Origin of the sequence: Mycobacterium sp. UM_CSW (assembly GCF_000455205.1) — a bacterium.
In the GTDB taxonomy this organism is placed as follows: domain Bacteria; phylum Actinomycetota; class Actinomycetes; order Mycobacteriales; family Mycobacteriaceae; genus Mycobacterium.
In genome coordinates, this window is the sequence record NZ_AUWQ01000138.1 from 1 (window position 1) to 17,478 (window position 17,478).

Sequence of the window (17,478 nt, forward strand, 5' to 3'; positions counted from 1 at the left end):
GACGGCAATCTCGGCGCGAGTCCTGCTGGTTGCCTACTCGACGCTGACTGCGTCGATGATGTTGAGCCGTGCCGCGCGCCGGGCCGGCGGGACCGAGCCGAGCAGGCTGATCGCCAGCGCGCCGAGCGTGAACGCACCCGCCATCCAGCTGGGCCGGAAGGTGACCTGGAAGTTCATCATGTCGCCGCTCACGAGGCTGAACAGCCATTGGTCCGTCATCCCGAACGCCAGCCCCAGCACGCCGCCGACAACGCCGATGCCGGTCGCCTCGGCGAGCACCATGCCCAGCGTGAACCGCCGGCTGGATCCCATCGCGCGCAGCACCCCAATTTCGCGGCGCCGTTCCAGCACCGAGAGCGTCAGCGTGTTGAGCAGCGCGACCGCGGCCACCAACACGACGATGATCCATACCGCGTTCGCAATGAACATGCTCTGGTGCATCGGGGCCTCCAGCCCCGCCAGCTTGGCGCGGCCGTCGTACACGTAGTTCGGGCCGGGCACCGCTCGGCGCACGTCGGCGAGGAGGCGACCGGCGTCTACGCCGGGCGCCGCGGCGATCTCAAGCGTGGTCGTGATCGGGCGATCGAACCACCCGCGCAGTTGGTCGAGGCCCATCCCGACCGTCCCGATGACGGTCGAGAAGTACGGCACCAGCGCCAGCACCGTTGCCTGCCGCACGCCGTGCGGTGTCTGCATCCGCAATTGCCCGCCGACCCGAACGTGCAGCGTCTTGCCCAGGTTCTGGGAGAGCACCACGCCCGCGCCGGCGAGCACCTGGTCGCGGATCCGTGGGTCGAGCGCGCGGTACAGCGGGTCGGCTGTGCCCGGGGAAAAGCCGTCGAGCATCACCCGGGTGCCGCCCACTTCGGCGAATCCCAGCGCGCCCTCGGTGACGTGCCGGACGCCCGGCAACGCGGCCACCTTCGCCGAAAGGCCTTGCGGCAGAGCATCCGTGGGATAACTGTCGGGGGAGTTCGCGCTCACCCAGACCGGGACGTCGGCGACCGGCGCGAAGATGCCCCGCGCCGAACGGATCATGTCGGCGTTGGTACCCGTGATGGTGACGGTGGTGACGACCGCGATCAGCACCGTCATCACCGTTGCCCACACCCGTCGCGGCGCGCGCTCGATGGCCGCCGCCGCAAGGGCCTCGACGGAGCCGAACACCCGGGCGGTCGCGGCAGTGGCGTTGACGATGGGCGCGCTGAGCGCGAATCCAAGCGCTATCTCGGCGGAGAACACCGCCGCCATCGCGACGAACGCGAGGACGCCCCGCTGGTCGACGACGACGGCGACGGAGACGGTAAAGACCGCGAGGGCGCCAACCCCGCTCGCGATGCGCAGCCACCGCGGCACGCGGTCCGCGGCCGAGACCCCGACGGGCGCCAGCGCCTCGATGGGTGCGACCTTGTACACCTGCCGCGCGGCCATCGCCGATGCCACGACGCTGGTGAGGGCGGTCGCCGCGAGGGCGGCCGGTATCGCGTAGCCGGGCAGCCAGTACTCGATGCGGGCCTCCAACCCTTGCGTCATGGCCGGTGGTAATCGGCCAATCGCGATGCGGCCCAGGAGAATCCCGAGGGCCGAGCCGAGCGCCCCGCCCATGACACCGAGGATCGCGGCCTCCGCGAGCATGTCGCGGACGATGGTGGCGCGGCGGCCGCCGATCGCGCGCAGCATCGAAATGACCGGCCGCCGTTGGCTGATCGCCATGGTCATCGTCGTGTAGATCAGGAAGGCGCCGACCATCAGGGCGACCATCGCCCCCATGAGGGCCATGTAGTTCATCAGCTTGACACCGTCGCCCGCCCGGGTGGCCCGCATGCTGGGGTCGGCGACGATGGCGCGGCCGTTCACGGCGGTGGTGATCGCGGCGCGGACCCTTGCGAGATCGGCGCCGGGTTTGGTGGTGATCAGGATGGAGTCAAGCTGGCCGTCGCGACCGGTGATGTTCTGCGCCAAGGCAAGTGGGGCAAGGACGTAGTGCCCACCGTTGAGCGCGGCGACCTGCTTGCCCGCGAGGACCTCGCCGACGGTCACCGACCGCGACCCCAATTGGAACGTATCGCCTTTGGCGTGGCCCAGACCGGGCCCGACGCGAACCGCGTCCGCCGGACCTGTTGGGCCAGAAGGATTCCCGGGCGCTCCCGGCGACCCGTTTTTCAGCGCGTCCTTGAGCGCGCCGCCCAGGGTGGCCAGGCGCTCGTCGGCGCCGAACAGCAGGACCGGGCCCGACGACGAGGATGCCGTCGTCCGGATCATCGGTGCCGCCGTCGCGACCCCGGGAACCGCGGCGACGTCGGCGGCGATCGTCTCGGGAAAGCCCGCGTCGGTGATGCCCGACACCTCCAACGACGCGATGCCCGCGACGCCGTCGGCGAGCCGATTGACCGATCCGCTGATCGAGCCGAAGATGCCGAACACCGCGACCAGATACATTGCCGATACCGCCATTACGGCGACGGTTGCGCTGGTGCGCCGGCGATGCACCGCGAGTTCGCGCAGGCTGAACAGGCGCAGCCGGCTCGCCGCGGCGGCGATCCCCGACGCCGCCGTCACACCATGACCCCCGAGCGCTGGTCGGCGCCGACACGGCCGTCCTGCAGCGTGATGACTCGATCGGTCGCCGCGGCCGCGTCCGAATTGTGGGTCACCATCACCACCAGCCGGCCACGGCCCGGCTCGTGGGCCACCTCGCCGAGCAGCGACAGGATCGACGTGCCCGTTGCGGAATCGAGGTTTCCGGTGGGTTCGTCGGCGAGGATCAGCGGGGGGTCCATCATCAGAGCGCGCGCGACCGCGACCCGCTGCATCTGTCCGCCGGACAGCTCGGCGGGCCGGTGCTCGGTCCGGTTGCCAAGCCCGACGCGCTCCAGCAGCCGAATCGCGTCCGGTTTGGCCTTGCCCAGCCGGACGCCGTCGAGCAGCTTCGGCACCGCGACGTTCTCCCACGCCGACAGCGTCGGCAGCAGGTTGAAGAACTGAAATATGAAGCCGACGCGATGGTGGCGAAACTCCGACTGCTGTTCGTCGCTGAGCCGGCCGATCTCGTCGCCGTCGAATTCGATCGACCCCGAATCGGGGGAGTCCAGGGCACCCAACAGATGCAGCAGGGTGCTCTTGCCGGCGCCCGACGGCCCGACCACCGAAACGAAGTGCCCGCCCTCGAGGCGCAGGCTGATCTCGTCGAGGGCCCGCACGGACTGGCCACCGACCCGGTATTCGCGCACCACGTCGCGCAGCTCAATGGTCAGCACCCGTGGAAACATGATCCTCCCCGCGCTCACGCCGCACCCCAATAGCGCTGGTACTTCAGATAACGAGGCCCAGCCGGGTTCGGTTCATCGGGGCGATCCAGAACGTGCGCGGCGAGTTTGGGATGTGAAACGTCGACCCGCGTCCTACGCTGTGCTCCGGACCGCAGGAAGGTGTTTGCCAATGCAACCGAACCCGCTCGACCCAGTCGCCAGCGAACGGCTGTCGCACGCAGGCAAGGTGTTCACGACCGATCTGTCGATCAACGAATTCGCCCTGCTGCACGGGGCGGGGTTCGAACCAATCGAACTCGTGATGGGCGTTTCGGTCTATCACGTGGGCTATCAGTTCACCGGCATCAGGCAGCAATCCGAGCTGCCGGTGCTCACCGAGGCGACGTACCGGGCGCGCTGGAATGCGATGTCGCGGATGCAGGCCGAGGCCGATTCGCTGGGGGCGGACGGCGTAGTGGGTGTGCGCCTGGATTGGCGTCACCAGGGAGAGGGCGAGCACCTCGAGTTCATCGCGGTCGGCACCGCCGTGCGCTACACCGCGAAGCCCGGGGCATTTCGGCGCCCCAACGGGCAGGCGTTCACCAGCCACCTTTCCGGCCAGGACCTGACCACGCTGCTGCGGTCCGGATTCGCCCCGGTCGCCTTCGTGATGGGCAACTGCGTGTTCCACGTTGCGGTGCAAGGGTTTATGCAGATGCTGAAGCAGGCGGGACGCAACGCCGAGATGCCGCAGTGGACGCAGGGCAGCTACCAGTCTCGGGAGTTGGCGATGTCACGGATGCAGAGCGAGGCGGAGCGAGACGGCGCGAACGGCATCGTGGGGGTGCATTTCGCCATCTCGAATTACGCGTGGGGACATCACACGGTGGAGTTTTACGTGGCGGGGACGGCGGTGCGTCGTAGCGGCGAGCCGCAGACCCTGACGCCGTCGTTCGTGCTGCCGCTGAGCGATTGATGACGGGCCTCGATCACGAGCGGGTCAGTCGTGCCGTCGGGTCGGCCTTGTCCGGCCCCGGCGGCGTCGGGCTCGTGATCAAGGTGTTTGGCGGCGTTCCCGGGGTGATCGTCACACCGGCGCGGCGGGGCCTGTTTCGCTCGCAGCCGGAACGGGTTCAGATCGGTGACTGGCGCTACGAAGTAACCCCTGACGGCCGGCTCCTCGCCGCACACGTGGTCAACGGCGTGGCCATCGCCGAGGAGGTCCTCGCCGCCGCGGCCGTCGGTCCCCACATCGCACGGTCGCTCGGGCAACTGGTGAGCGGTTACGGGCCGACGATCATGCCCAATATCGACGCGGCGCTCGAAGCTCTCGACACCAGCTTCTGACGGGCCGATGACTTTGCGGCCGGGCGGAGGTCTACCCCGTCGTCATCCCTGCCGTGCATTGGAAGCTTGCATGTTCGAAGGTGCCACCCGCGACGCCCTGTGGTCGGCTGCCCATGCGGAGCGCGCGGCGCTCGCGGACGATCTCGCCGGCCTCGACGACGCACAATGGGCGCTGCCGTCGCTGTGCGGACGATGGGTCATCGAGGAGGTGGTCGCCCACCTCACCGCCGCCGCGAGCACCGGCCCGCTGCGCTGGTTCGCCAGCGCCGTCGGCGCTCGATTCGACTTCGATCTGCACAACGAGCGCCGTTTGGCCGAGCACCGCGGCGCGACTCCCGCCGAGACGCTCGAGCGATTCCGGCGGGTCATCACGAGCACCACCGCGCCGCTGGGACCGACCGCCGCATTTCTGGGTGAGGTCGTCGTGCACGCCCAAGACATCCGGCGGCCCCTCGGGCTCCTTCGCACGCCACCGGTGGACGTCGTCGTCGCGGTGGCGGAGTTCTATGCGCGCCGGGACTTTGCGGTGCGCAGCCGCAGCGCCATCGATGGTCTCCGGCTGGAGGCGACCGACAGTTCCTTCGCGACCGGCGCCGGCCCGCTCGTCAGCGGGACGACGCTCGCGCTGACGATGGCGATGGCGGGGCGTCCGGCCTATTGCGACGATCTTGCGGGCCCGGGCGTCCGCGCGCTACGCGCCCGATGCGCTTCGGGCTGACGCACTTTCACTCGTCGGTGGCGGGTTGTTTCTGGTCGATCGCCACCACCCACCGGCTGAACCGCCAGGCGCCGTCCCGCTTGACCGCGGTGAACTCGTAGCGGCCGGTCAGGTCGGGGCTCGGCGAACCGCCGTCTTTGACGGCAAAAACCTGGACGTAGCAGTGGCCGGTGGCCTCGGTGGCACTCTGGCTGGCGAACCAGAACGAATTCAGCGCGTGGCGCCGTTGGTTGTTTTCCTCTTTGAAACGCTGCTTCCTGACCGCAAGCAGGGCCATGACGGTGTCGATGTCCGCAGACAGCGGGCTACCCTCGTGCAGCAGCACGAGCTGTGGTGACTCGGTGAACAGGGCGCGAAAGTCGTCGAGCCGGTTTTCGTCATACGTGTAGGCATAGGCCCCGAACAAGTTGATGATCGCCAGTCGATCGGTGGCATCGAAGTCCGTGCGCCCGACGTCCGTCACCACTCGGCCTCCTCAAATTCGAAATGCTGCCGCGTCGATGGTCGCACGCACTGCGTCGTCGCCTATTGAGAAAAGGGACAAGGCTGTTGAATGCTGGGTGGGCGCCGCAGGCCGGCCCGCGAGGAGGCTGTCATGACCTACGACCTGATCATCCGGGGCGGAACCGTGGTGGACGGCACCGGCGCGCCGGCGCGGACCGCCGACGTCGCGGTCACCGACGGAATGGTCGCCGAGGTCGGCCGCGTCGAGGGCACCGCCAAACGCACCGTCGAGGCCGACGGGCTAACGGTGACACCGGGATTCGTCGACGTGCACACCCATTACGACGGGCAGGCCACCTGGGATCCGCATCTCACCCCGTCGTGCTGGCACGGCGTCACGACGGCGATCATGGGCAATTGCGGCATCGGTTTCGCGCCGGTGCGTCCCGATCGGCACGGCTGGCTCGTCGACCTCATGGAGGGCGTCGAGGACATTCCGGGCTCCGCGCTGTCCGAGGGCATCACATGGGAATGGGAGTCCTTCGGCGAGTATCTGGACGCCCTCGAACGGATGCCGCGCGCGGTGGACGTGGCCGCGCAGATCCCGCACGCCGCCGTCCGCGGATTCGTCATGGGTGATCGCGCGCACGAGACCGCGACGGGCGCGGATCTCGACGCGATGTGCGGAATCGTCGCCGACGGCCTGCGCGCCGGGGCGGTGGGCATGTCGTTCGGGCGCACGGCGGGACATCGCAGCGCGTCGGGCGAACCTGTGCCGGGAACCTACTCCGAGGAGGACGAACTCGCCGCACTGATGGCCGTCATGGCCGAGGTGGGTTCGGGTGTGCTGCAAGTGGTTCCGGCTGGCGTGGGCGGCGCGATGGGCGGCGACCAGCGTCACTCGATCGACGCCGAGATTGACTGGATCACGCGGCTCGGGCGGCGGTACCGGATACCGCTCACCTTCCTGGCGATGGTCAACGAGCAGGACCCGCACGACTGGCGACACTGGTTCGCGGCGGTGCACGAAGCAAACTCCGCCGGTGCGACGATCCGGCCGCAGGTCGCCAGCCGCGCCTTCGGAATGTTGATGGGACACCAATCGCGGATGAATCCATTCCGGCACCGCGCGACGTATCGGCCGTTGATGGAATTGCCTTTGGCGCAGCGGGTTCAACGACTGCGCGATCCGGACGTCCGGGCGCGAATCCTGGCCGACGCGCCCGAGCCGACGCCGGAGCCGTCGGCCGACCAACTCAACAGGCACCTGTTCAAGCGCCTGTATCCACTCGGCGAAGCGCTCGACTACGAGCCCGCGCCCGACGACAGCATCGCCGCGATCGCCGAGCGGGAGCGCCGCGACCCCTGGGAAGTCACCTACGACGTGCTGCTCGGCGCCGAGGGACGCGAATTCCTGCTGCTGCCCCTGCTCAACTACGCCGGCAACAACTACGACCACCTGTACAACATGATGGCCGACCCGGTGAGCCTGCAGGGGCTGGGCGACGGCGGGGCGCACTGCGGGATCATCTGCGACGCCAGCATGACCACGTACCTGCTGTCGCACTGGGTCGGCGGGCGGACCCGGGGCCCGGGCCTGTCGCTGGAGGCGGCGGTGCACCGCCTCACCGGTGATCCCGCCGGCTTTTACGGGCTGGGCGATCGCGGCGTGCTCGCCCCTGGGCGGCGCGCCGACATCAACCTCATTGATCTGGATCGACTGCGCCTGCACTACCCGGAGCGAGTCGAGGACCTGCCCGGCGGCGCGTGCCGGTTGATCCAGCGCTCGGATGGATACGTCGAGACGATGGTGCTGGGCCAGACCGTCGTCGCCGACGGCGAACTGACCGACGAAAGGCCCGGAGGTCTGGTCCGGGGCCGCCGCCCGGCGGGTGCCTAGAGCCGGCCCGCGGCGAAGTCCGCCGCCTGATCAACCATCCCGGCCTCGACGTATTGCCGGTGTGCGGCCGGGAATCCCGATCCCGAACAGACGGGATCGTTGGGAACGCACAACTCGATCGTCTTCGGCGCGTACAGCGGACCGATCGTGACCGGGGGCTCGTTGATGATGCTCATGAACTGGGTCGACGGCTTGCCGAAGAGGGCGACGGCGGCGACGTGGTTGGCGACGTCGGGCGGCATCGGCTCGGGCGGCTGCGCGAGGTTCGCCCCATCGGGGACCCGGTTCGCGGTGACGAAGCCCATGACGGCCGCGCCCTGCGAATATCCGCCCAACACCATCTTGGTTTTCGGGCAGTTGGCCGCCATCGACTCCACGTGATGGCCGGCGTCGGTGATGCCGTCGATCGCGGTGGGGAAGTCGGTCGTGGCCGGGTAGTTGACCGGGTACACGCCGACCGATCGGGTGCCGACGCGCGAGCGCAGCGTGTCCACGAAGTCCTGCCCGACCCGGCCCACGCCGGGGGGCTCGGTGGTGCCGCGGGCGAACACCACCTCGACATCGGGGCACGGCTCGGCAGACGCGGAGGGAACGGACGCGAGCGGCAGCGCCCAAATCGGTGCCACCGCAGCACAAATGAGGCGGGCGAGGGGAGGAAACTGCACGTAGAAAATTTTGGCACAACGTGATGGCGCCTGCTCGGCGAGCGCCGGCGGGCGGCGCGGCATCCGGGTGGGGCCTCAGGACTCGGCGGTCCGGACATGTCGCAGGTCAGCGCGCTACCAGGCGCACCACAACGGCCGATGTACGCATCCCGTTGGCGAGTCGAACGGCGGATGAGATGTGATCAAGTCGATCCGTCGCGGCGGTCCCGAATGCCCTGCCTGCGCACCAGCGAACGGGCAGCGCGTAGCGCGCCGCGGAACGCGTAGGCGGCGGTCACCACCGACAGCAGGATCAGCAAGACGAACATCGGCAGCCAGTTGCCCCTGCTGTGATCGACTTCCCACCAGATGATGGTGAACAGCACCACGCACAGCAAGAGCACCACGTCCCGCCAATTGCCCCGGTAGGTCAGCGCGGCCTTGCGCAGCGCGCGATTCCTGTCGGCGACCTCGACCAGGTCATCGATGCGCTCGTCGATGCTGCGCCGCAACTCGGCGCGTCGCTCGACTGCCTCCGCGGGGAGACGCTCCAGCAAGTCCATGTCCTGTTTGATGAGCTCGCGATAATCCGGGCCTCTGAATTGACCGGCCGCAACGGCGAGCATCAGGCCACCGAAAACAGGCGCACTGTTCAGTGCGAGTTGTCCCAGCCCTACCACGTCCCCTCCTTCGTCGGTCATCAACGTCGGTTCGTTGAGGATGGCCGAACTCGGGGTGAGGGATCAACCACTTCGGCGGTATCAGGACGCCCTGGACGGCCGCCCCCGCGCCCGCGCGGGCTCGGCTCCGCTAAGCGCGTCCATGGTGCGCACCAGCTGCGGATAGGCGATCGCGGGCCCGATCCAGCGGGTGAGATAGCGCCGCAAGTCGGCGCCGCTGCGTGGCGGCCGGCCGGGATCGGTGAGGAATGAGTGCAGCACCCGCAGGCTGAATTCGTTCAGTTCGTCGAGTCCCGCCTCGTCGAAACCGTTGTGCTCCCAATCGATGTCGAAGCGATGCAGCATCGAACGTCCGAACGCCAAGGCGGTGTCGGAGATGATGGAGACGCCTTGTCCGCCGCGATGGCGCAACACGAATGCGAGCTGATTGTCCGACGCCAGCCGCTCGATGGCGAAAGCCATGGCCTCCGTCATCGCCACCACCGGGTCGGTCACGCCCTCGAGCTGGGTCGCCAGGTGGTCGAGGAACCCGTCGGCCGACCGCATCGCGGTCGCCACCTGCAGCGCCTGGGTGCCGGGGAAGTACCGGTAGACGGTCTGCCGCGTCACGCCCAGCGCGCGCGCCACGTCGGCGATTCCCATTGCCTGGCCGCGCTCGTCGATGATCCGATCGGCGGCGTCCAGGATGCGCTCGATCGCCTCCTCGTCGGAGGCGGGCGCGTTTCCTGCCCAGCCGTGACTGCGCACGCTCAGCCGATCCTCACAGCTGGATAATAACGATTCGGTTGGGCCACTGGGCTTTAGGCGGCGCACGCCTTGAGAATGAGGCCGACGGCCTCGTCGAGCTGTTCCGCGATCTCTTCGTAGCTGACGAACCGGGCCGTCAGGAGCGCCCCGGAGAACGTCATCTGAAGCGCGGACCTAACCGCTCGCGGCCACCCGGGACCCAGCGCCGCCGCGATCCGCCTGGACACCTCTTCGCCGATCTGCTCGCGCAGCGGCTTGACCGCGGGATCATCGGCCATCAGCGCGGCGCCGCAGGCGGTCGCCAGCTCGGGTTCGTCGGCGACCATCAGCGCCATGTCGCGCAAGGTCGCGCTGACCCGTGCCTGGGTGGTGTCGTTGACGTCGGTGTGCAGCGGCAGGTCCTGCAGGAAGCGCAGGTACACCGCCGCCACCAGCGCGCTCTTCGACGGAAAGTAGGTGTACGCGCTGGCCGGGGACACGCCGGCGCGCGTCGCGACGGCGCGCATCGTCAGGGCCGCGTACGACGACTCCCGCAGTTCCTCCAGCCCGGCCTCGAGGACCTTGCGGATCGTCTGCGCCGGCCGGCGGTCGGAGCGGCGGGCCGTCCCGGCGTCCGTCGGAGAAGCCGCCTGTCTAGACACCGGTCCAGTGTAGAAACCGGCGGGCAATCTAAGGTGGCGCCCATGGCCGAGGACGACCGGCGTCGCTGGGACGAGCGGTACGCCGGCGCCGGGTCACCGCAGCTGAGCGAGGTCGGGCCGCCCCGCTTCGTTGCGCGCCATGCGGAGCTGTTTCCGACGTCGGGACGTGCCCTCGACCTCGCCTGCGGGCAGGGACGTGGCGCCGTGTGGCTGGGCCGCCGCGGCCTCGACGTCTGGGCGTGCGACGTCTCCCCGGTCGCCATCAAGCAGGCGCGCGAGTTGGCGCGGCTCGCCGGCGTCGCGGACCGCTGCCACTTCGACGTCTTCGATCTGGACGACGGGCTGCCCGCCGGGCCGGCCGTCGACGTCGTGCTGTGCCATAACTTCCGGGACCGCCGCCTCGATGAGGTGATCATCGAGCGCCTGGCGCCGGGCGGGCTGCTGGCAATCGCCGCGCTGAGCGAGGTCGGGGCCGCGCCGGGACCTTTCCGCGCCACCCCGGGCGAGCTGCTCGCCGCCTTCGCCGGACTCGAGGTCCTCGACGCCGGCGAGGGCGACGGTCACGCGTGGCTTGTGGCGCGCGGCTGAGCCGCCGCCTTCGAGACTGCGTCCAGATCGCCAATTTGCTCGAAATCGCGCTCTGCGCGCAGTCTCGGCGCGCTGGGATGCGGACCCGAAACCGGTAATGTCACCACGATGGAGCGGCGCGTGCTCGAAGCGATCATCTATGAACGCGAACCGCCGATTGCGCGGATCATCTTGAATCGGGTCGACAAGGCCAATACCAAGGACGCGGTGCTGGTCACCGAGGTCGACGACTGCCTGCACGAGGCCGACCGCGACAAAGAGATCAAAGTCGTCATCATCAAGGCCAACGGAAAGGGCTTCTGCGGCGGGCACGTGGCACGCTGGGGCCCGGACGAGAACCCCTACCCGGACTTCGGAAACACCTTCGAGGACCTGTACAAGGGGACGGCCGACCTGTTTCTGTGGCCCACGCTTTATCTGTGGGAGTTTCCCAAGCCGACGATCTCGGCGATCCACGGCTATTGCATGGGCGGCGGCATTTATCTCGGCTTGCTGACCGACTTCTGTGTCGCGTCCGAGGACGCTTATTTCCAGATGCCGCTTGCCCAAAGCCTCGGCGAGCCGGGCGGGCACACCATGATCGAGCCGTGGTTGTTGATGAACTGGCACCGCACCATGGACTGGCTGTTGCTGGCACCCACCCTCTCGGCGCAGGAAGCCCTCGACTGGGGTCTGCTCAACAAGGTGGTGCCGCGCGAAGAGCTGGAAAACACCGTCGAGGAGATGGCGCGCAGGATCTCCCAGATCCCGTTGACCACGCTGATGGCGGTCAAGAACAACGTGAAGCGGGCCTGGGAATTGATGGGAATGCGGGTCCACCTCCAGGTCAGCCACATCTTGACCAACATGGTGGGCGCCGCCTCCGACGTGCAGGCGCGCCGGGCCGAACTCATGCAATCCGGCATGAAGCCACGCGATTTCGTCGGCCGCGACGAAAGTTCTCAGGACGAGCAGACGTAAAACCCCCCAAACTGCGCGGATTTTGGGAGCGTTTGCGTCTGCTCGCCAGACCTAGCGGGTCCTTTCCCCGGCGATCCTGCGCCCGGCGGCGTGCCGCGCGGCCACGTAACCGAACACCATCGAGCTGGCGATGCTGGCGCCCGCACCCGGATACGTGCGGCCCATCACCGTCGCGGTGGTGTTGCCCGTGGCATAAAGGCCCTCGATCACCAGGTCCTGCTCGTCGAGGACCTGCGCGTGCTCGTTGGTGACGACGCCCCCGCACGTCCCGACGTCCGCCGGGAAGACCCGGGTGGCGTAGTAGGGCGCGCGGTCGAGCGGGCCGACGGCGGCGTTGGGCCGGTAGCCGGGATCGCCGAGGCAGTCGTTGTAGGCCGACTGCCCGCGCCCGAAGTCGGGATCCAGGCCCTTGGCGGCGAACCGGTTGAACCGCTGGATCGTTTGCGCCAATTCGTCGGCGGGAAGGTCGATCTGGCGGGCCAGGTCGGCGATGGTGTCGCCGCGTTTGACCGCGCCGCTCTCGATGAGCTCGGGCGGCAGGTTCTGGTTGCGCTTGAGCGGGTTGGTGCTGGTGACGTACCTGCGCACGTACCCTTCGTCGAAGATCATCCAGCAGGGCACCGCCTTGTTGGCGTACATCGCCTTGCCGACCTCGACGTAGGAGTTCGACTCGTTGCAGAATCGCCGGCCGGTCGCGTCGACGTAGATGGCACCGGGACGCTGCCGGCCGGAGCCGAGCGAGGCGGCGGCGGCGCCGCCGTCCTTGATGAAAACCGAAGGCAGCCACCATGCTTCGTCGAGCAGGTCGGTCTTCGCTCCCAGCCGCATGGCGGCCTGCAGCACCTCGCCGGTGTCCCCGGCATTGGCGATCGACCACTGCGCCTCGTTGGGTTGATCGCCGCTGTACTGGCGGCGCATCTCCTTGTTGTGACCGAATCCGCCGGCCGCCAGCAGAACTCCCTTGCGCGCCTCCACGTTCAGCGGCACGCCGCCGCACGTCACGCGGGCCCCGACGACGCGGCCGTCCTCGACGATGAGGTCTTCCATCGCGGCGTTGGTCCACAGCGGGGGCTGCCCGTCACCGAATTCGATGAGCGCCTTGAGCATCTGGGCGATCAGCGAGGCGCCGTTGGTGAGGATTTGCCGGCGGCGGGCCCGCGCGGCCGCGGTGCGCAGGAACACCCGGGTGGCTACGGCGAACGCGCGCGGCGACCGGTTGTAGTACTGGACCGAGCGCAACTCGTTGGTGAGGACCACGAAACCGTAATTCTTGGCCAGGGGCGGCTGCACCTTGTCGCTCCAGCTGCCAAGCTCCGCGGCGTCGAAGGGGATGCCCTCGATGGCGCGGCCGGACTCGTTGCCGCCCTTATGATTCGGGTAGTAGTCGCTCCATCCGGCGCAGCGGATCAGCCGAACGCCTTTGCGGGTAAGGAAATTGATCATTTCGTAGCCCGCGGTGAGGAACATCTCGCGGCGCGCGGGGGAGGAGGGGGCGCCGATGTCGCCGACCACGTCGGCCAGGTAGGCCATGCCGTCCTCATGCGAGTCCGCGATGCCCTCGGCCCGCATCAGGGGGTTGTTGGGCAGCCAGACGATCCCGCCGGAAAGACCGGTCGAACCGCCGACCAGCGCCTGCTTCTCGAGGATCAGGGGTTCGAGCCCGCAATCGATCGCGGCCAGCCCGGCCACCATGCCGCCGCCGCCGCTGCCCGCGATGAGCAGGTCGACGGAGCGGTCCCATCGGGTGCTCATCGCCCCTCCGAGCTGAATCCCAGGTCGGCGATCGGCACGTCGATGGTGGTGTTGGTCTTCTGGATCGCGGGCACCAGCGCGTCGTAGGGCAGGCCGGCCAGGAAGCCGTCGATGACGCGTTCGAAGTTCGAGATGAGCCCCTCGATCCGATCCGACAGCCGCATGTAGTCAAACCCCTTGGAATGCAGGCCCTTCTGCTGACGCGGCAGGTTGGAGAAGTCCTGCGCGGGGATGGGCGGCCAGCGCGGGTCGTCGGGGGCCATGGGTTCCGGTGGCGTGGGCTTGGCGGTGGCCTGGTCCGGCGGGATGCGGGTCAGCGACCAGATCTCGAACAGCGTCTCCTCCGGACCGAGCGGACGGATCCGGTACGACGAAGCGCTGCTGTATTGGGGCAGCAGAAAGTAGTGCGGGAAACAGAAGTTGATCGCTTCGGTGATGCCGCGCCGCTCCAGCTCGTTGAGGTCGGGCATGTCGCAGCCGCGGGCCCGATGCCACTTGACGATGGCGTCGTTGAGCGCGGACCGCCAGGCGGTCATCGCCGCGGCCGGGTCGGCCGGCAACTCCATGGTCTGCAGGCCCTCGGCGATGCGGACGTCGTTCTCGTGGGTCATTCCGGCCATGCCCTCGCCGAGGGTGCGCATGAAGTACAGGTTCGTCTGGGCCAGCCCCGGCGGTTTCGAGGTGCTGGGCATCGAGGACGGCAGCAGCTGCGGGTGGGTCTGCGGGACGTGGTAGCCCTCCATGAACGCGGCCGTCGCCAGCTTCCAGTTCACCGGCAGCCGGCACGCCTGCCACCACTCGACGCGCAAAGATTCCACTTTCCAGGCGTCGTAGATCGACGCGAACGGTTCGAAGCAGTCCCGCATTGGCGGCGCGTCGTCGTCGAGGTTGATCCATGCGCAGCCGCCCCAGAGCTCGCATCTGACCGGGACGAGTTGCAGGTCGTCGGGGCCCAGGTTTTCCTCGGCGAACTCCTCGGGCCGCAGCACGAAGGTGTTGCGGCCGTCGATGGCCCAGCACCAGCCGTGGAACGGGCAGACGAAGGTGCGGCGGTTTCCGTTGCCCTCCACCAGCTTTACCCCGCGATGGCGGCACGCGTTGTGGTAGGCCCGCACGTTGTCGGCGTCCAGCCGGACGACGATGACGGAGTCGTCCAGGATCTCGTACTCGACGTAGTCGCCGGGCTTCGGGATCTCCTCGAGGCGGCAGGCCATCTGCCAGACGCGGGGCCAGAGCAACTCGGCCTCAAGGGCATAGAACTCCGGGTCGTAGTACCGCTGTTTGGGGATCCGGTCGGGCCGCTGAACCGCCCACGGCACCGGCAGCGGCGCCCAGTTCACGTCGGGGTGGGTGCGTTCGGTAGTCACCATGTCCGTTCCCTCGTTCATACGATCCGTGACGCCCGCCCTTGCCAGTAGCGTTCGCGAATGCGCCTCTTGTACAGCTTTCCATTGGGGTCGCGGGGCAGCTCGGCCTCGAATTCGACTGTGCGCGGGCACTTGTAACCCGCCAGGTGCGCCCGGCAGTACGCGATGAGCTCCGCCTCGAGATCGGGCCCCGGCGTGACGCCGTCGGCCGGCTGCACGACGGCCTTGACCTCCTCGCCGAACTCCTCGTTGGGCACGCCGAACACCGCGGCGTCGACGAGCTTGGGATGCATAACCAGCAGGTTCTCCGCCTCCTGGGGGTAGATGTTCACCCCGCCCGAGACAATCATGAACGTTGACCGGTCGGTGAGGTAGAGGTATCCGTCGTCGTCGACATACCCCATGTCGCCGAGCGACCGCCAGCCCCGCTCGTTGGAGACCGACGCGGTCTTGGCCGGGTCCTTGAAGTACTCGAAATCGGGGCCGCCCTCGAAGAACAACTCGCCGGACTCGCCCACCGGAAGCTCGACACCGTCCTCGCCAACGACGTGGACGGGGCTGAACGGCTTGCCGACCGACCCCGGATGGGCGAGCCACTCCTCCGGGCCGATCGTCGTGCCCGCGAACCCCTCTGTGCCCCCGTAATATTCGTGGATGATGGGGCCGAACCACTCCATCATCCGGTGCTTGACGTCCACCGGGCACGGGGCCGCGGCGTGGATCACGCATTCGAGGCTCGAGACGTCATACTTGCGCCGCACCGCCTCGGGCAGCTTGAGCATGCGCACGAACATCGTCGGCACGAACTGGGCGTGGGTGACGCGGTGGGTCTCGATCAGCCTCAGCACCGTCTCGGCGTCGAACTTGCGCATCAGGATCGACGCGGCGCCGACGCGGTGCACCGCCATGGTGTAGTTCACCCCTGCCGCGTGATACAGCGGTGCGGGGGAGAGGTACACGCTGGACCGGTCCATTCCGTACTTGTGGATCAGCGCCAGCTCCAGCACCGACTGGGCCCACGACCCGTTGCCGTCGGCGGGCAGCGACCGCCGAACCGCCTTGGGCCGTCCCGTGGTGCCCGACGAATAGAGCATTTCCGACCCGTCCGACAGCGGTGGGGCATCGCCCGGCGCCCCCAACGCGTCGTCGTAGGAGCGCCAGCCCGGCAGCGCGCCCCCGACGGACACGTGGATCCCGACGCGAGGATTGGCCGCTAGGACGTGTGCGGCGAGGTCACCCGTCGAGGCGTCGACAAACACTGCCTTGGCGTCGGAGTCGTCGATGACGTAGGCGACCTCGTCGGGGGTGAAGTGGGTGTTGACGGCGGTGTAGTACAGCCCGGAAAGCTGGCAGCCCCAGGTGATCTCGAAGAACTCGGGACGGTTCGGCAGCACCAGGGCGACGCCGTCGCCGCGCCGCAGCCCAGCCTGGTGAAGGGTGGCCGCGACGCGTTGGCTCTTTTGGTACAGGTCGCCGTACCTGATCGTGCCGCCGTCCGCGACGAGGAGGGCCGGCGACTCGGCGGCGGTGCTCGCGTGGTCGGCGATGTTCACAGCAGACCTATGTCGTTGCGGCGCCGTCGGTCTGGGCTGCCGCCGCCGCCTGGCGCCGGGCCTGCTCGGACGGCAGCACCTTGTCCTTGAAGACCGTCTGGATCAGTTGCTGCACGTCCTTGCTGAGCGCCGACAGCGCGACCAGATCGTTGGAGCTCTGCCAGTGCACCCGCATGCCCATTAGCTCCCAGGCCCGCTTCAGGTTGGCCTTGGTGGCCAGCAGGGTCGTCATCGGCGCCTGGGCGATGTGGCGGGCGATGGCGTCGGCCCGCGATTCCAGTTCGTCGCGGGGAACGACCTCGTTGACCAGGCCGACCTCCAGCGCCTTCTTCGCGTCGATGACCTCGGCCAGGTACAGGTAGTACGCCGCGCGCCGCCAGTTCATGAAAACCCATGGCTCGATTGAACATTCGCCGGACGGCATGCCGAAGCCTTGCAGCGGCGGATAGGAGAAGTACGCGTCCTCGGCGGCGATGACGATGTCGGTGGTCAGCCCGTAATGCGTGCCGCCGCCGACGCAATAGCCGTGCACGGCCGCGATGGTCGGCTTGGAGAACTCCCACAGGTTCAGGATCGGCTTGACGAACAGGTCGGTCTGCGGCTTCCACGGTGTTCCCATCACTTGTGCGGCTTCGACCATCGCCGGGTAGTCGACGGAGTTGTTGCCGATGGCGTGCCCGGAGCAGAAACCCTTTCCGTTGGCCTTGAGGATCAGCACCTTGATGTCGTAGTCGCGGTCGGCGTCCAGTAGTGCGGCATCGACCTCCTCGGACAGCTTCTGATCCTGGGCGTTCGCCTTCTCCGGCCAGTTCAGCGTGATGCGCGCGATCGGTCCTTCCTTTTCATAGACGATTCTCTCGCGGGTCTCGTTGAGATCCATTGCGCGTCC

The 17,478-nt window shown here is 68.2% G+C and carries 17 protein-coding genes; 6 read left to right on the plus strand and 11 right to left on the minus strand.

Features of this window, described 5'->3' with window-relative positions; all coding sequences use genetic code 11:
- Positions 1–33: 33 nt before the first annotated feature.
- Both N415_RS29325 and N415_RS29330 read right to left on the minus strand, forming a co-directional pair.
- A complete protein-coding gene (locus N415_RS29325) occupies positions 34–2,559 on the minus strand; it encodes an FtsX-like permease family protein (protein ID WP_068189504.1) in 2,526 nt (841 codons plus the stop codon).
- Positions 2,556–3,254: an ABC transporter ATP-binding protein gene (locus tag N415_RS29330; RefSeq protein ID WP_068189572.1), complete on the minus strand. Its 699-nt coding sequence runs from the start codon at positions 3,252–3,254 to the stop codon at positions 2,556–2,558. The genes N415_RS29325 and N415_RS29330 overlap by 4 nt, the downstream gene beginning before the upstream one ends.
- A 184-nt stretch (positions 3,255–3,438) precedes the next feature.
- On the opposite strand from N415_RS29330, the gene N415_RS29335 reads away from it, so the two are divergent.
- The 3 genes from N415_RS29335 to N415_RS29345 all read left to right on the plus strand — a co-directional run bounded on the left by N415_RS29335 (position 3,439) and on the right by N415_RS29345 (position 5,313).
- Positions 3,439–4,224 carry a heavy metal-binding domain-containing protein gene (locus N415_RS29335; RefSeq protein ID WP_067158961.1) on the plus strand — a complete coding sequence of 262 codons (786 nt, stop codon included), beginning with the start codon at positions 3,439–3,441 and terminating at the stop codon, positions 4,222–4,224.
- Entirely contained in the window at positions 4,224–4,595 is a 372-nt protein-coding gene (locus N415_RS29340) for a DUF5073 family protein (RefSeq protein WP_068189506.1), read from the plus strand. The genes N415_RS29335 and N415_RS29340 overlap by 1 nt, the downstream gene beginning before the upstream one ends.
- Before the next feature lie 70 nt (positions 4,596–4,665).
- Positions 4,666–5,313, plus strand: a complete 648-nt coding sequence (locus tag N415_RS29345) for a maleylpyruvate isomerase family mycothiol-dependent enzyme (RefSeq protein ID WP_068189508.1) — start codon at positions 4,666–4,668, stop codon at positions 5,311–5,313.
- Between the two features lie 7 nt (positions 5,314–5,320).
- Here the strand turns inward: N415_RS29345 and N415_RS29350 are convergent, their stop codons facing one another.
- The gene (locus N415_RS29350) at positions 5,321–5,776 is read right to left on the minus strand and encodes a nuclear transport factor 2 family protein (RefSeq protein ID WP_161630367.1); all 456 of its coding nucleotides are present in this window, start codon (positions 5,774–5,776) and stop codon (positions 5,321–5,323) included.
- Between the two features lie 132 nt (positions 5,777–5,908).
- Between N415_RS29350 and N415_RS29355 the strand changes: the two genes are divergently transcribed.
- A complete protein-coding gene (locus N415_RS29355) occupies positions 5,909–7,657 on the plus strand; it encodes an amidohydrolase family protein (RefSeq protein ID WP_068189575.1) in 1,749 nt (582 codons plus the stop codon).
- On the opposite strand, the gene N415_RS29360 is transcribed toward N415_RS29355, so the two are convergent.
- From N415_RS29360 to N415_RS29375, 4 genes are all read right to left on the minus strand, one after another.
- Positions 7,654–8,283 (minus strand): cutinase family protein, encoded by a 630-nt coding sequence (locus tag N415_RS29360; protein ID WP_193376527.1) that lies wholly within the window; start codon positions 8,281–8,283, stop codon positions 7,654–7,656. The two genes, N415_RS29355 and N415_RS29360, sit on opposite strands and share 4 nt — an antisense overlap.
- Positions 8,284–8,504: 221 nt before the next feature.
- Positions 8,505–9,002: a hypothetical protein gene (locus tag N415_RS29365; RefSeq protein ID WP_068189522.1), complete on the minus strand. Its 498-nt coding sequence runs from the start codon at positions 9,000–9,002 to the stop codon at positions 8,505–8,507.
- Between the two features lie 60 nt (positions 9,003–9,062).
- Entirely contained in the window at positions 9,063–9,728 is a 666-nt protein-coding gene (locus N415_RS29370) for a TetR/AcrR family transcriptional regulator (RefSeq protein WP_068189524.1), read from the minus strand.
- Between the two features lie 53 nt (positions 9,729–9,781).
- Complete coding sequence (locus tag N415_RS29375; RefSeq protein ID WP_068189527.1) at positions 9,782–10,369, minus strand: TetR/AcrR family transcriptional regulator; 588 nt, start codon at positions 10,367–10,369, stop codon at positions 9,782–9,784.
- Positions 10,370–10,411: 42 nt separating this feature from the next.
- On the opposite strand from N415_RS29375, the gene N415_RS29380 reads away from it, so the two are divergent.
- Positions 10,412–10,957: a methyltransferase domain-containing protein gene (locus tag N415_RS29380; protein WP_068189530.1), complete on the plus strand. Its 546-nt coding sequence runs from the start codon at positions 10,412–10,414 to the stop codon at positions 10,955–10,957.
- Positions 10,958–11,065: 108 nt separating this feature from the next.
- Positions 11,066–11,917, plus strand: a complete 852-nt coding sequence (locus tag N415_RS29385; RefSeq protein ID WP_068189533.1) for an enoyl-CoA hydratase-related protein — start codon at positions 11,066–11,068, stop codon at positions 11,915–11,917.
- Between the two features lie 51 nt (positions 11,918–11,968).
- Here N415_RS29385 and N415_RS29390 read toward each other — a convergent pair whose 3' ends face one another.
- Genes N415_RS29390 through N415_RS29405 form a run of 4 tightly spaced genes read right to left on the minus strand, consistent with a single transcriptional unit; the run spans position 11,969 to position 17,469 of the window.
- Positions 11,969–13,669 (minus strand): FAD-binding protein, encoded by a 1,701-nt coding sequence (locus tag N415_RS29390; RefSeq protein ID WP_068189536.1) that lies wholly within the window; start codon positions 13,667–13,669, stop codon positions 11,969–11,971.
- Entirely contained in the window at positions 13,666–15,039 is a 1,374-nt protein-coding gene (locus N415_RS29395; RefSeq protein WP_068189581.1) for an aromatic ring-hydroxylating dioxygenase subunit alpha, read from the minus strand. The genes N415_RS29390 and N415_RS29395 overlap by 4 nt, the downstream gene beginning before the upstream one ends.
- Positions 15,040–15,053: 14 nt before the next feature.
- Positions 15,054–16,589: an acyl-CoA synthetase gene (locus N415_RS29400; RefSeq protein ID WP_068189543.1), complete on the minus strand. Its 1,536-nt coding sequence runs from the start codon at positions 16,587–16,589 to the stop codon at positions 15,054–15,056.
- 7 nt (positions 16,590–16,596) lie between these two features.
- Positions 16,597–17,469 carry an enoyl-CoA hydratase-related protein gene (locus N415_RS29405; protein WP_068189545.1) on the minus strand — a complete coding sequence of 291 codons (873 nt, stop codon included), beginning with the start codon at positions 17,467–17,469 and terminating at the stop codon, positions 16,597–16,599.
- Positions 17,470–17,478: the final 9 nt, after the last annotated feature.

What these genes read in the sequence shown, in the direction of transcription:
- N415_RS29395 (WP_068189581.1), bottom strand. Translation starts at nt 15,039, where the DNA reads ATGGTGACTACCGAACGCACCCACCCCGACGTGAACTGGGCGCCGCTG.
- N415_RS29385 (WP_068189533.1), top strand. Translation starts at nt 11,066, where the DNA reads ATGGAGCGGCGCGTGCTCGAAGCGATCATCTATGAACGCGAACCGCCG.
- N415_RS29390 (WP_068189536.1), bottom strand. Translation starts at nt 13,669, where the DNA reads ATGAGCACCCGATGGGACCGCTCCGTCGACCTGCTCATCGCGGGCAGC.
- N415_RS29365 (WP_068189522.1), bottom strand. Translation starts at nt 9,002, where the DNA reads ATGACCGACGAAGGAGGGGACGTGGTAGGGCTGGGACAACTCGCACTG.
- N415_RS29340 (WP_068189506.1), top strand. Translation starts at nt 4,224, where the DNA reads ATGACGGGCCTCGATCACGAGCGGGTCAGTCGTGCCGTCGGGTCGGCC.
- N415_RS29380 (WP_068189530.1), top strand. Translation starts at nt 10,412, where the DNA reads ATGGCCGAGGACGACCGGCGTCGCTGGGACGAGCGGTACGCCGGCGCC.
- N415_RS29335 (WP_067158961.1), top strand. Translation starts at nt 3,439, where the DNA reads ATGCAACCGAACCCGCTCGACCCAGTCGCCAGCGAACGGCTGTCGCAC.
- N415_RS29405 (WP_068189545.1), bottom strand. Translation starts at nt 17,469, where the DNA reads ATGGATCTCAACGAGACCCGCGAGAGAATCGTCTATGAAAAGGAAGGA.
- N415_RS29345 (WP_068189508.1), top strand. Translation starts at nt 4,666, where the DNA reads ATGTTCGAAGGTGCCACCCGCGACGCCCTGTGGTCGGCTGCCCATGCG.
- N415_RS29355 (WP_068189575.1), top strand. Translation starts at nt 5,909, where the DNA reads ATGACCTACGACCTGATCATCCGGGGCGGAACCGTGGTGGACGGCACC.